Annotated in this window: 11 protein-coding genes, 1 pseudogene and 1 riboswitch; of the genes and pseudogenes, 8 read left to right on the forward strand and 4 right to left on the reverse strand. The window is 69.9% G+C overall.

Annotated features, from left to right (window positions below):
* The 5 genes and pseudogenes from ACFU6I_RS37330 to ACFU6I_RS37350 all read left to right on the forward strand — a co-directional run.
* A pseudogene (locus ACFU6I_RS37330) lies at nucleotides 1-149 on the forward strand (4-hydroxy-3-methylbut-2-en-1-yl diphosphate synthase); the annotation flags it as partial.
* 26 nt (nucleotides 150-175) lie between these two features.
* On the forward strand, nucleotides 176-2077 hold the full coding sequence (dxs, locus tag ACFU6I_RS37335; RefSeq protein WP_384375421.1) for a 1-deoxy-D-xylulose-5-phosphate synthase: 1902 nt from the start codon (nucleotides 176-178) through the stop codon (nucleotides 2075-2077).
* Nucleotides 2074-3471: an aspartate aminotransferase family protein gene (locus tag ACFU6I_RS37340; RefSeq protein WP_384375424.1), complete on the forward strand. Its 1398-nt coding sequence runs from the start codon at nucleotides 2074-2076 to the stop codon at nucleotides 3469-3471. The genes dxs and ACFU6I_RS37340 overlap by 4 nt, the downstream gene beginning before the upstream one ends.
* Before the next feature lie 63 nt (nucleotides 3472-3534).
* Entirely contained in the window at nucleotides 3535-4143 is a 609-nt protein-coding gene (locus tag ACFU6I_RS37345; RefSeq protein ID WP_384375427.1) for a helix-turn-helix domain-containing protein, read from the forward strand.
* Between the two features lie 33 nt (nucleotides 4144-4176).
* The gene (locus ACFU6I_RS37350; protein WP_266978982.1) at nucleotides 4177-4350 is read left to right on the forward strand and encodes a DUF6126 family protein; all 174 of its coding nucleotides are present in this window, start codon (nucleotides 4177-4179) and stop codon (nucleotides 4348-4350) included.
* Nucleotides 4351-4528: 178 nt separating this feature from the next.
* On the opposite strand, the gene ACFU6I_RS37355 is transcribed toward ACFU6I_RS37350, so the two are convergent.
* The gene (locus ACFU6I_RS37355; protein WP_384375430.1) at nucleotides 4529-5341 is read right to left on the reverse strand and encodes a tyrosine-protein phosphatase; all 813 of its coding nucleotides are present in this window, start codon (nucleotides 5339-5341) and stop codon (nucleotides 4529-4531) included.
* Between the two features lie 196 nt (nucleotides 5342-5537).
* Between ACFU6I_RS37355 and ACFU6I_RS37360 the strand changes: the two genes are divergently transcribed.
* The 3 genes from ACFU6I_RS37360 (at nucleotide 5538) to ACFU6I_RS37370 (ending at nucleotide 10004) form a co-directional block, all read left to right on the forward strand.
* The gene (locus ACFU6I_RS37360; RefSeq protein ID WP_384375433.1) at nucleotides 5538-7643 is read left to right on the forward strand and encodes an alpha-galactosidase; all 2106 of its coding nucleotides are present in this window, start codon (nucleotides 5538-5540) and stop codon (nucleotides 7641-7643) included.
* A 282-nt stretch (nucleotides 7644-7925) separates the two neighbouring features.
* A riboswitch (cyclic di-AMP (ydaO/yuaA leader) is annotated at nucleotides 7926-8083 on the forward strand.
* A gap of 3 nt (nucleotides 8084-8086) precedes the next feature.
* The gene (locus ACFU6I_RS37365) at nucleotides 8087-8992 is read left to right on the forward strand and encodes a peptidoglycan DD-metalloendopeptidase family protein (RefSeq protein WP_384375436.1); all 906 of its coding nucleotides are present in this window, start codon (nucleotides 8087-8089) and stop codon (nucleotides 8990-8992) included.
* Nucleotides 8993-9158: 166 nt separating this feature from the next.
* Complete coding sequence (locus ACFU6I_RS37370; RefSeq protein WP_384375439.1) at nucleotides 9159-10004, forward strand: SGNH/GDSL hydrolase family protein; 846 nt, start codon at nucleotides 9159-9161, stop codon at nucleotides 10002-10004.
* A gap of 57 nt (nucleotides 10005-10061) precedes the next feature.
* Here ACFU6I_RS37370 and ACFU6I_RS37375 read toward each other — a convergent pair whose 3' ends face one another.
* From ACFU6I_RS37375 to ACFU6I_RS37385, 3 genes are read right to left on the reverse strand one after another with little or no spacing between them, the layout of a single operon-like run.
* Nucleotides 10062-10979 carry an STM4011 family radical SAM protein gene (locus ACFU6I_RS37375; RefSeq protein ID WP_384375441.1) on the reverse strand — a complete coding sequence of 306 codons (918 nt, stop codon included), beginning with the start codon at nucleotides 10977-10979 and terminating at the stop codon, nucleotides 10062-10064.
* Nucleotides 10980-10987: 8 nt separating this feature from the next.
* Nucleotides 10988-12343, reverse strand: a complete 1356-nt coding sequence (locus tag ACFU6I_RS37380; protein ID WP_384375444.1) for an STM4012 family radical SAM protein — start codon at nucleotides 12341-12343, stop codon at nucleotides 10988-10990.
* Nucleotides 12340-13155 carry an STM4013/SEN3800 family hydrolase gene (locus tag ACFU6I_RS37385; protein WP_384375487.1) on the reverse strand — a complete coding sequence of 272 codons (816 nt, stop codon included), beginning with the start codon at nucleotides 13153-13155 and terminating at the stop codon, nucleotides 12340-12342. Before ACFU6I_RS37385 ends, ACFU6I_RS37380 begins: the two co-directional genes overlap by 4 nt.
* Nucleotides 13156-13191 lie beyond the last annotated feature (36 nt).

Consider the following 13191-nt stretch of genomic DNA (forward strand, 5'->3'; position numbering starts at 1 on the left):
AGGGGCAGATCTTCGTCAAGGGCGAGGTCATCAAGACGGTTCCCGAGTCGAAGATCGTCGAGACGCTCATCGAGGAAGCCCTGAAGATCGCCGAGGGCATGGACGACGCGGGGACACCGTCAGGTGTTCCTGCCGTCACCGTGAGCTGAGACAGGACCGGAGAGGGGGCCCGAGCGTGACCATTCTGGAGACCATCCGGGGACCGCACGACCTGAAGGCGCTGAGCGGACCGGAACTCGACGAACTCGCCGAGGACATCAGGAAGTTCCTGGTCGAGGCGGTGGCCAGGACCGGCGGACATCTGGGGCCCAACCTCGGGGTGGTGGAGCTGTCCATCGCCCTGCACCGGGCCTTCGACTCACCGGTGGACCGCATTCTGTGGGACACCGGGCACCAGAGCTACGTGCACAAACTGCTCACCGGGCGGCAGGACTTCTCCAAGCTGCGCGGCAAGGGCGGCCTGTCCGGCTACCCCTCCCGCGAGGAGTCCGTGCACGACATCATCGAGAACTCGCACGCCTCGACCGTGCTCGGCTGGGCGGACGGCCTGGCCAAGGCGAACGAGGTGCTCGGCCGCCCCGACCACGTCGTCGCCGTCATCGGGGACGGGGCGCTCACCGGCGGCATGGCCTGGGAGGCGCTCAACAACATCGCGGCGGCGCGGGACCGGCCGCTCATCATCGTGGTGAACGACAACGAGCGCTCGTACGCCCCGACGATCGGCGGGCTCGCGGACCACCTGGCCACCCTCCGTACCACCGACGGGTACGAGCGCTTCCTGACGTGGGGCAAGGACGTCCTGCAGCGCACCCCGGTCGTCGGACAGCCGCTGTACGGGTCGCTGCACGGCGCGAAGAAGGGGTTCAAGGACACCTTTGCCCCGCAGGGCATGTTCGAGGACCTGGGGCTCAAGTACGTCGGGCCGATAGACGGGCACGACATCGCAGCCGTCGAGTCCGCACTGAGCCGCGCGAAACGCTTCCACGGCCCGGTGCTGGTGCACTGCCTCACCGAGAAGGGCCGCGGCTACGCGCCCGCACTGCGCGACGAGGCCGACCGGTTCCACACCGTCGGCGCGATGGACCCGCTGACCTGCGCACCGCTCGCGCCGACGGTGAGCCCGTCGTGGACCTCGGTGTTCGGGGACGAGATCGTCGCGATCGGCGCCGAGCGGCCGGATGTCGTCGCCATCACCGCGGCGATGCTGCACCCCGTCGGGCTGACGAAGTTCGCCGAGGCGTTCCCCGACCGGGTCTGGGACGTCGGTATCGCGGAGCAGCACGCGACGGTCTCCGCGGCGGGGCTCGCCACCGGGGGGCTGCACCCGGTCGTCGCCGTCTACGCCACCTTCCTGAACCGCGCCTTCGACCAGCTGCTGATGGACGTCGCCCTGCACCGGTGCGGGGTGACGTTCGTCCTCGACCGGGCCGGGGTCACCGGCCCCGACGGCGCCTCGCACAACGGCATGTGGGACATGTCCGTGCTCCAGGTCGTCCCCGGGCTGCGGATCGCCGCCCCGCGCGACGCGGAACGGCTCCGGGAGGAGCTGCGCGAGGCCGTTGCCGTCGACGACGCACCGACCGTGCTGCGTTTCCCCAAGGAGGCGGTGGGGGAGCCGGTACCGGCGACGGGCCGCGTCGGTTCCATGGACGTACTGCACCGCGCCGACGACCCCCACGTCCTCATCGTGGCGGTCGGTGCGCTCGCCTCCGTCTGCCTGCAGGCCGCCGACCTGCTCTCGGGCGGCGGCATCCGCTGCACGGTCGTCGACCCGCGCTGGGTGAAACCGGTCGACGACCAACTCGCCCCGCTTGCCGCACGCCACCGGATGGTGGCCGTCGTCGAGGACAACAGCCGCGCGGGAGGCGTCGGTTCGGCGGTCGGGCAGGCGTTGCGCGACGCCGGTGTCGACGTACCGCTGCGGACCTTCGGTATCCCCGAGCAGTTCCTCGCGCACGGCAAGCGTGCGGAGGTGCTGGCCGACATCGGGCTCACTCCGGTCGAGATCGCCGGCCGGATCAGTGGCGCGCTGGCCGCCAAGAAAGCGGTCCGGGGGATTGAGGAGAGCGGCGAATGAAGGACGACGGGCCCAAGGGCTTCGATCTGGCGCAGCTCCTCGCGGAACGCGGCGCCGAGCGATACGAGCTGCACACGAAATACCTCAACCACCAGCTCCCGCGGATGCTGCACACCATCGGCTTCGACAGGGTGTACGAGCGGGCCGAGGGTGCCCACTTCTGGGACGCGGACGGCAACGACTACCTCGACATGCTCGCCGGCTTCGGCGTGATGGGTCTGGGCCGCCACCACCCGGTCGTCCGCAAGGCACTCCACGACGTCATGGACGCCTCGCTCGCCGACCTCACCCGCTTCGACTGCCAGCCGCTGCCCGGACTGCTGGCCGAGAAGCTGCTCACGCACAGTCCGCATTTGGACCGGGTCTTCTTCGGCAACAGTGGTACGGAAGCCGTCGAGACCGCGCTGAAGTTCGCCCGGTACGCCACCGGGAAGTCCCGCATTCTCTACTGCACCCACGCCTTCCACGGCCTGACAGCCGGGTCGCTCTCGGTCAACGGGGAATCGGGCTTCCGGGACGGCTTCGCACCGCTGCTCCCCGACACCGCCGTCGAGCTCGGCGACCTCGACGCACTGCGGCGCGAACTGGGACGGGGCGATGTGGCTGCGCTCGTCGTCGAGCCGATCCAGGGCAAGGGCGTCCACGAGGCGCCGCCCGGCTACCTGCGCGCCGCACAGGAGCTGCTGCACCGACACAAGGCGCTGCTCATCGCCGACGAGGTGCAGACTGGTCTCGGCAGGACCGGCGACTTCTACGCGTACCAGCACGAGGAAGGCGTCGAACCCGACCTGGTCTGTGTCGCCAAGGCGCTCTCCGGCGGCTATGTGCCGGTCGGGGCGACCCTCGGGAAGGACTGGATCTTCAGGCGTGTCTATTCGTCGATGGACCGGGTTCTGGTCCACTCGGCGAGCTTCGGCTCCAATGCCCAGGCAATGGCGGCGGGGCTCGCGGTCCTGGCGGTGATGGAGGACGAGGAGACCGTCGCGAACGCCCGCCGCACCGGCGATCTGCTGCGCGAGCGCCTCGCCGCGCTCACCGCGCGCTACGAACTGCTGCACGAGGTCCGTGGCCGCGGGCTGATGATCGGCATCGAGTTCGGCCGGCCGAGCTCGTTGAAGCTGCGCAGCCGCTGGACCATGCTGCAGGCGGCCCGCAAGGGTCTCTTCGCGCAGATGGTCGTCGTACCGCTCCTGCAGAAACACCGGATCCTCACCCAGGTCTCCGGCGACCATCTGGAAGTGATCAAGCTGATTCCGCCGCTGGTCATCGGGGAGCCGGAGGTGGACCGGTTCGTGACCGCGTTCACAGCGGTGATGGATGACGCACACAGCGGCGGGGGGCTGCTGTGGGACTTCGGGAAAACGCTGGTCAAACAGGCCGTCGCCAACCGCTGAGTGCGGGTTTGCCTCAGAGGCAAGACATTTGCCTCTCAGGCATGATCCTGGCCCAATAGGTACATGAACTCTCCCCATGGAGGGGTGGCCGACGAGCTGCCCGGGGTCGCGCCACGCCTGCGCGATCTGCGCCGCCGCCGTGGCCTGACCCTGGAGGCCGCCGCCCAGCACGCCGGGCTCTCCCCGGCACACCTGTCCCGGCTCGAAACGGGCCGGAGGCAGCCGTCGCTGCCCATGCTCCTCGGGCTTGCCAGGATCTACGGTACGACGGTCTCCGAGCTGCTCGGCGAGATCGCCCCCGAACGTGACGCGATCGTCCGCGGTGGCCGGTTCGAGGGGGCAGAGGCCGACGGCTGGATGTACCGGCAGGCCGGCGGGTCCGGCCGGGCCATGCAGGCCCTGCGCGTCCGGGTCCCGTACGGGACCCAGGGCGATCTCGTGCGGGTCCATCCCGGCGAGGAGTGGTTGTACGTCCTTGCCGGGCGGCTGCGGGTGAGCCTCGGTGACACCGTGCACGATCTCGACCCGGGCGACAGCGCCCACTTCGACTCGCTCACCCCGCACCGGATCGCCGCCGTGGACCGGGACGGATCCGAGCTGCTCTTCGTCCACACCCTGTTGCAGAGCCCCGCCGCCGGGCTGTGCCTCGGCAGCGGTATCCACCGTCGCTGAGACCGGCCCGGCCGGTCACCAGAGAGGACTGTCATGTCCGATTCAGAGCACTTCGATCCGCTCACCCCGAGGTCCCGGAAGAACTACGAGGCGCAGGAGCGGAAGTTTCCGCGCGGTGTGGTGATCAGGCTGTTCGCCTACCTCATCGCGGGACACATCTTCGCGGCCTTCCTCTACCTGCTCTTCGCGGTCGCCGGAAAGGGCTGACCTGCGCGGTCCGGCCAAGGGCTGTCCCGTAGTCCCTGGCGGGCGCACGACGCCGGCTACGGCACCTCGCTGCGTTGTCGGAACGCCCGAATACGTCCGGTATGAGGACGCTCCTCCGCCTTGCGATGCACCGGATCCGACGCCGTGCGCTGTTCCGCCAGGTGTTACGGGACAGCCCTCAGGCCTCGTCGAGGAGTCGCCCGCGCAGCCGCTCCAGGACCTCCGGAGTCAGCTTCAGGCCCTCGGCGAGATAGCGGTCCGTGCTGCCCCAGGTCTCCTCGATGGTGCTGAAGGCCTGGGCGAGGTACTCGGCGCGGGCGTCGAAGAGCGGGCTGAGCAGCTCCATCACCTCGGGCGACATCCCGGTCGCCGAGGTGTCGGTGCGCCGGACCTTGTACCGGCGGTGCGGATCGTTGGACTTCAGGTAGTCGGCCTCGATGGCCTCGCGCTCGACGCCGACCGCCAGCAGTGAAACCGCGATCGAGAGACCGGCACGGTCCTTGCCGGCCGCGCAGTGCATCAGCGCGGGAACGCTGTCCTCGGCCAGGGCGTGCAGTACCCGGCTGTGCTCGGCGGTACGGTCCCTGATGATCGACTTGTACGAGGCGGTCATCCGCGCGGCTCCCTTGCCGTCGGCAAGGATGGAGCGCAGCTGCTGGATGTCGCCGTCGCGGACCATCCGCCAGAATTCGGCGCCGTCGGCCGGGTCGGAGAGCGGGATGTTCACGTTGCGTACGCCCGGCAGGTCGACGTCCAGGCCGTCGAGCCTGTGGTCCGCCGCATTGCGGAAGTCGAAGATCGTGTGCAGTCCGAGGCTGCCGAGGAACGCGGCGTCCCCGTCGGTGGCGTGCGCGAGGTGACCGCTGCGGAAGAGCCGTCCGTACCGCACCCGGCGGCCGTCCGTGGTGGGCAGGCCACCCACATCGCGGAAGTTGCGCACACCTGCCAGCTCGGGTTCCGTCGACGGGACCTGCGGCACCTGCTGCGTCACGGTGTCTCCTGGAGTGTCTGGCGTCGGCGCGGCTCGCCGGCGAGGTCAGCTCCTGCGACGATACGACATTGATTCCTCGGGCAATCATCTCGGCCGTTTCCTGCTGAACTCCCCCCGAAATTCCCATCGCACGGGCGTTGCCCGGCCGTCGGCCGACGGCCGATGATGTGCGGAACTGTGGGAATGTGGGGATGGCATGATCGAGACGGGTGACCGGGGTCGGACCTGGCTGCTGACCGGGGCGAGCGGCAGCTATGCGCTGCACCTCACCGACCGGGACCGACTGCTGCATCTGCACTGGGGGCCACGGATCTCCCTCGCGGCCGCCGAGGCCCTCGCCGCCGCGCCCGAGCCGCCCTTCCGGGGCTTCGAGTCGCAGCTGGACGGCCGCGAGGAGTACCCGGTCGAGGGTGGCCCCCGCTTCGTCCGGCCCGCTCTCTCCGTACGCACCCCCGAAGTCCGTGGCACCGAATGGGTGTTCGCCGGGGCCGCCGTGGACGGCGACGAACTCCGTATCGCGTTCGCCGACTCCGTGCAGTGGCTCGCGCTCACCCTGCACTACCGGATGCGGGACGACTCCGATGTCATCGAGCGCTGGGCCACTGTGAACCGCACCGGTCCTGACGGTCCGCCGCTGGAGCTGCTGCGCGCCGACGCGGCGGCCTGGTCACTGCCCGCCCGCGACAGCTGGCGGCTGAGCCAGCTGCACGGCCGCTGGGCGGCTGAGACACAGCTCGTACGGTCGGAGCTGACGTACGGCGAGAAGGTCCTCTCCAGTCGGCGCGGCCACACCGGACACCAGTCCCTGCCATGGGTCGCGCTCGACGCGGACGGCGCCGCCACCGAGGAGTACGGCGAGGTGTACGGCTGCGCGCTCGGCTGGTCCGGCTCGTGGCGGATCGCGGTGCAGCAGCTCCCCGACGGGCTCGTGCAGATCACCGGAGGCGCCGGATACGACGACTCCGGGCTGCTTCGGCTGGCACAGGGGGAGACGTACACCACACCGGTGTTCGCCGGTCTGTGGAGCGCCGAAGGGTTCGGCGGGGCGAGCCGGGCCTGGCACGCCTGGCAACTGGCCCATGTCGTCCCGGACGCCGAGAGCCTGCGGCCGGTGCTCTACAACTCCTGGGAGGCGACCGGCTTCGACATCGCGGAGGACCAGCAGCGCGCTCTCGCCGAGCGCGCCGCCGCGATGGGCGTCGAGCTGTTCGTCGTGGACGACGCGTGGTTCGGGCAGCGCACCAGCGACCGGGCCGGACTCGGCGACTGGACCCCCAACCCCGAGCGATTCCCCGGCGGGCTGAAGCCGCTCGCCGACGAAGTGCACGGGCTCGGCATGCAGTTCGGCATTTGGGTCGAGCCGGAGATGGTGAACGCCGACAGTGATCTGTATCGCGCGCACCCCGACTGGGTGCAGCACTTCCCCGGGCGGACCCGGACCGAATTCCGTCATCAGCTGGTGCTCAATCTGGCCCGGACCGATGTGCAGAACCATCTGTGGGAGCAGCTCGACACGCTGCTCTCCAGCGCCCCGATCGACTATGTGAAATGGGACTTCAACCGCTGCTTCACCGATGCGGGCTGGCCGGGCGAGGACTATCCGCAGAAGCTCTGGATCGCGCATGTTGACGCGCTCTACGCACTGATCGACCGGCTGCGGGCCGCCCACCCCGGCGTCGCCTTCGAGTCCTGCTCGGGCGGCGGCGGCCGGATCGACCTGGGGATCCTCGCCCGTACCGACCAGGTGTGGACCTCCGACAACACCGACCCGCTCGACCGGCTCGCCATCCAGGAGGGTTTCGGGCAGATCCATCCGGCGCGAGTGATGGCCGCCCGGGTCACCGACAGTCCGAATGTCCAGCTCAACAGCAGAACCAGTTCGCTGCGCTTCCGCTTCGTCAGTGCGATGGCCGGGGTGCTCGGGGTCGGCGGGGATCTCACCGAGTGGAGTGACGAGGAGCTGGCCGAGGCGCGGAGCTGGGTTGATCTCTACAAGGAGATCCGCCCCACGGTGCAGCACGGCGCGCTGTACCGGCTGCGTGCCCCGCGCGGTGGGCTCGTCGCCGTGCAGTACGTGCACGGCGACGAGGCCGTGGTGCTGATGTGGCTGGAGGCGCAGCGGTACGGGGAGCGGCCGCCGGCCCTGCGGCTGCGCGGGCTCGACCCCGCGGCGACATACACCGACCTGGACACCGGGGCGGTCCACCACGGTGCCGTGCTGCTGCATCAGGGTCTGCACACCGGGCTGCGGGGGGATCTGGACGCGAAGGTGCTGAGGCTCCGACGTGGCGGACGCTCATGACATGTCCGTATTGAGGTATTTAGCGAAACATGGCCTACTTCTGCGGGAGATGATGGCCTACTCGTGAGCGGGATCATATCCGTGACGGTGTGTGGTGGCGCCACGGATGGGTATTCCGGACGTCGCGCGGAAAGTCAAGATCCGTAATCCACGGAGGGTGACCGGAATTCCGCGCCGATTTCCCTTCGCGGATTCCCTTGAGTAATCGATGGCTTGTTTCCGCCGTCCTCGCTCGCCTAAGTTCACCCTCAATCCGGACGGACCGCCTAATCCTGCCGCCGCCCGGAATTCGCACCCACTCACGTGTGGCAGGAGCGGGGGAACCAGGTAGGCCGCCGCCCGGAGAGATCCGGCCGGCTCGGGGTGAAGTCGCGAACTGCGACCGGGCATCTCCAGCCCGAACCCGACAGCTCACCTCGTAGGCGCCGGAGAGGAAATTCTTCATGCCCACATCGGGTAAGCATCGCCGTACCAAGTCCAGCACGATCGCCCGTGGCGTCGCCGCCGTCGGCGCCGGTGGGGCCGTCATCGCCCTTCCGCTGCTCGGCGCCACCGGTGCCCACGCCGCGGAGCAGGCCGCGCCCACCGCGCAGTCGGCAGCCACGCACGTCGCCGTCGAGGCCGCGCCGGTCGCGAAGAAGCAGGTCGAGACCCGGACGTACTCCGTCGTCGCCGGTGACTACCTGTCGAAGATCGCCGCCGAGCAGCAGGTCGAGGGCGGCTGGCAGAAGCTGTACGAGGACAACCGCGAGGTCGTCGGCGAGAACCCGAGCCTGATCTTCCCGGGCATGAAGCTGACGCTCGGCGGCAAGCCGGCCGGCTCCGCCGCGGCGGACACGCAGTCCGCCCCGGCTCCGTCGACCTCCTCGGCCGACAAGTCCACGTCGCAGTCCAAGGCTTCGGAGTCCGCCAAAACCTCCGCCGCGGCGGTCCAGAGCACCAACTCCGGCTACGTGCACCCGGTCCCGGGCAAGCACACCACCGCCTACCGTGCCTCCGGCGCCAACTGGTCCAGCGGCAGCCACACGGGTATCGACTTCCCGGTCGCCACCGGCACCAGTGTCAAGGCGATCACCTCCGGCACCGTCGTCACCGCCGGCTGGGGTGGCGCGTACGGCAACCAGGTCGTCATCAAGCACGCCGACGGCCACTACTCGCAGTACGGCCACATGTCCTCGCTCTCCGTCTCGGCGGGCCAGACCGTGACCGCCGGCCAGCAGGTCGGCCTCTCCGGCGCGACCGGCAACGCCACCGGCCCGCACCTGCACTTCGAGGTCCGCACCGGCCCGGCGTACGGGTCGGACATCGACCCGATCGCCTACCTGGCCTCGCACGGGATCTACGTCTGATCCACGGCTGACCCGGTCGGCTCGGTGAAGGGGCGGTGCGCGGCGGCGCACCGCCCCTTCACTTATTCCCCCTTTACCAAAACCTGACCGGGTGGTCTATCTCACCACCCGTCAACCCTTTATTACGGTCGCGTAGGTCACATTCGGCGGTGCAGGATATGCGCTTGTGGCAGACGATTCGAGAAACAATCAACGTGGCGTCATCAACCGGTATGGCGCCATCGGGTCGTACGCAGCGATTGGCGACAGCTTCACCGAGGGAGTCGGAGACCCCGGCCCGGACGGAACCTTCGTCGGCTGGGCGGACCGTTTCGCGGTACTTCTCGCGGACCAGCTCCCGGACACCGATGCGGCGACGAGCTCCGAGGGCTCCGCGCACGGAAACTTCCGGTACGCCAATCTCGCCGTACGCGGACGCCTCCTCGACCAGATCGTCGAGGAGCAGGTGCCGCGCGCCAAGGAACTCGCACCTGACCTGGTGAGCTTCTGCGCGGGCGGCAATGACATCATCCGGCCCGGCACCGACCCGGACGACGTGGCCGAGCGCTTCGAGCGCGCGGTCGCCGAGCTGACCGACTCGGTCGGCACCGTGCTGGTGACCACCGGCTTCGACACCCGCGGCGTTCCCGTGCTGCGCCATCTGCGCGGCAAGATCGCCACGTACACCGCCCATGTGCGCTCCATCGCCGACCGCTACGACTGCCCCGTCCTCGACCTGTGGTCGCTGAAGTCCGTGCAGGACCGGCGAGCCTGGGACGACGACCGGCTCCACCTGTCGCCCGAGGGGCACACCCGGGTCGCGCTGCGCGCCGCCCAGGTCCTCGGCCTCGACGTCCCGGCCGACCCCGACCAGGAGTGGCCCCCGCAGGCACAGCGCGGCACGCTGGAGGTCCGGCGCGACGACATCCACTGGGCGCGCGAGTACCTGGTGCCGTGGATAGGGCGGCGGCTGCGCGGCGAGTCCTCCGGCGACCTCGTCGAGGCGAAGCGGCCGGATCTCCTGCCGCTTTAGCACTGTCTTCGGCTCGTCTGCCGGACGGGCCCGCTCCCTTTCTGACTCCCGGGGGATTCAGGCCTGTCCGGCGACCGGGGACAGCGGCAGGAACCGGCGTCCCGAGGGCGCCGGTATGCCCGGGCGTCGGGCCGGTACGCGCTCCAGGACGCCGCCCGCGAAGACGTCGTACAGCGGCAGCGTCTCCAGATGCACATAGCCGATGTGGCAGTCGCAGACGGCGAGCGGACAGGCCCGCGGAGCGAGCGCACTGCGGTAGCTGCCGTCGTACAGATTGCCCAGCTCGGCCGGGACGAAGTGGCAGCGGCGCACCGTGCCGTCACCGTCCACCGAGATGACGGACTCGCCGGTCCGGCACGGCAGGCCGGCCGAGCGGTGCGGGTGGCGGCTGTACGGGAAGAGCGGGTCGAGGACCGTCCAGCGGTCCGCCTCCTCGTCCGTGTAGCTCTGCCCCTCAGCGGCATTGACCCAGAGATACACCTCGTCGGGCAGGTCGGTACGGAGCCGTCGCGCCTCGTCGAAATGGTCCTCGAGACCGACGACACCGACGCTGTACCGGACATCCAGAGCGGACAGCTCCCGGCACCTGGCGAGGAAACGGTCGTACGGTGTCTGCCCGGGGTGGTACGTGCACCACAGCGCAATCTTGTCGCGGCCGGCTCCACCGGCCTCGGCCAGCCACCGTGTACGACCGCTGAGATTGGTCTGGATCGCGACCCGGCCGATGTGCGGCAGCTGCGCCAGCTCCACCAACGCGCGGCGGTACCAGGAACGGACCAGTCCCTCGCCCCACGGCGTGAACAGCACCGAGATCCTGTCCCTGGTCTGCGCCGCGGCCCACGCGGTGAACCGCTCCAGCGCGGCGCGGTCGGCACGGAGCTGCTCCGGGCTGTCGCGCCGCTTGGCGAACGGGCAGTACGGGCAGTCGTAGTCGCACGAAGCCAGGGGGCCCCGGTAGAGGATCGTCAGATCCATGGGAGTGCTCACTTCAGTTCGTACGCGGCCATCGCGGCCCGTACAGCGGGGGAGAACAGCTCGGGACCCAGCGCGTCGGAGTGGGCGAGCCCCTCGGGCGAGAGCCGCAGCAGCCCGGACGCCACGGCGGACCCGTCCAGCCAGCCGCGTGCCTCGAAGAGGCCCAGCTCACCTGGGAAGTCGTCACCGGGAGCGGCGCCGAACCGCTCGTGGTATTCCGCAAGACGCAGCCCCTCGGCCTGGAGGAGCGACTGCAGGAGGTGGCGCCTGCGTGCCTCGTCGCCGTCCACATACCGTCCCACTTCCGCACGGGAGAAGTCCTCGGTGGCGGTGTAGCCGTCGATGATCGCCCGCACTTCCCGCATCTCCACCGCGTAGTCGAAGGAGTAGTGCAGCCGACTGGTGTACGAGCGTGCGCCGCAGCCCAGCCCGATCATGCCGTCCGTCTGGCACGCGTAGTCGTCGGGACCCTGCCGTGGGGCGTCGCCGCGACGGAACATCCGCATCGACACCTGCTCGTAGCCGTGGGCGAGGAGATGGTCCCGGCCCCCTCGGTACAGCCGCAGCCGCTCCTCGTCCCAGGCGGCGTCCGCCGCTGCTTCGGCGCCGACCCGGCCCAGGCCGGTCAGCGGGCGCACGTACAGCGGATAGAGATACAGCTCCTCCGGCTGCCAGGCGAGGGCCGCGTCCAGGGAGGAACGCCAGCTGTCCTGGGTCTGTCCGTCGATGCCGTAGATCAGGTCGATGTTGAGGACCGGGATGCGTGCGTCGCGGATCCGGCCGAGCGCCGCCTCCACATCGGCGCGGCGCTGGGGGCGGACCGCCGCGCGTGCCTCGGCGTCGACGAAGCTCTGTACGCCGATGCTGATCCGGGTCGTCCCGCGGTCGGCGAGGACGGCCAGCCGGTCGGCTGTTGCGGTCGACGGCGAGGTCTCGACCGACAGCGGCACGGAGCGCAGGTCGGCGCCCATCCGCTTCTCCGCGATGTCGCAGAGCCGCTCCAGCTCGGCCGCCGTCAGGAAGGTGGGGGTGCCGCCGCCGAACGCCGCCGCGGCGAACCGCACCGGCTCGTCGTCACCCAGTGCGTCGCGGACGGCGGTGGCCTGCCGGTCCAGCGCGTCGAGATAGCGGGTCGTCAGCTCGTCGGGGGCGCCGATCCGGGTGAAGAGGTTGCAGAAACCGCAGCGGACCTCGCAGAAGGGTATGTGGAGATAGAGCGAGAGCGCGTCCTTGCGCTCTCCCGCCCACAGCTCGCGCAGCGCGGGCCGGCCGACGGGGTGGCCGGTGAGCGGGCGGTACGCCGTCTTGTGCGGATAGGCGTAGACGTAGCTCTGGTAAGGGCGGACGGTGTGCGAACTGGTCATCGTGCGGTGGCCCCCGGTTCCAGGAAGAAGTGCGCGTACGGAACGGTCCAGACGGACTCGTGGCCGAGCCGGTGACCGGTGTAGCCGTCGTCCCCGTACGCCGTGCCGTGGTCGGAGCAGACGATGGCGAAGCAGCGCCGCCGACTGCTCGCGGCGGCAAGGAGCCGGCCGATGTGTGCGTCGACGTACTCCAGGGCTGCGGCGTGCGTGGCGCGGGAGTCGCCCGACTCGCGGGTGGCGCCCGGTTGGTGGAACCAGTTGGGCTGGTGCAGCGCCGACACGTTGACGAAGAGGAACAGCCGCTGTTCGGCGGGGAGCCTCGCGACGACCTGCTCGGCCCGTGCCACCTGGGCCTCGAAGGAGGTGGGTGACGCGACGCCGAACTCGGGTTCCCAGTGGCTCTCCTGGAACATGCCCGGCAGCACGGAACCGAGCGGGCCCTGCCGGTTGAAGAAGCCGACGCCTCCGATGCACACCGTGCGGTAGCCGGCTCCGGCGAGAGCGGACACCAGGTCCGGGGTGTCGAAGACGAAGGTCCGGGAAGCGGTGGTCTCACTGCCCGCGAAGCGTGCCGCGAACAGCCGGGGGTGCGGGCCGGGGGTGGCGGGCGTCGGCAGGAATCCCGCGAAGATCGCCTGGTGCGAGGCATAGGTGAAGCTGCCCGGGGCATGCCGCTTCTCCCAGATGCCGCCCGGGAGATGACGGGCCAGATGCGGGATGCGTCCGGCGGCGGCCAGCTCCGCCGCCACGTCGTAGCGCAGGGTGTCGAGGGTGATGAGCAGCAGATCGTGACTGCCCACGATCTCGCTCATGTCCGGATTCCCGGCGTGTTCCGAGGGAGCGGCTTC

The organism is Streptomyces sp. NPDC057486, from assembly GCF_042802415.1.
Lineage (GTDB): Bacteria > Actinomycetota > Actinomycetes > Streptomycetales > Streptomycetaceae > Streptomyces > Streptomyces yanii.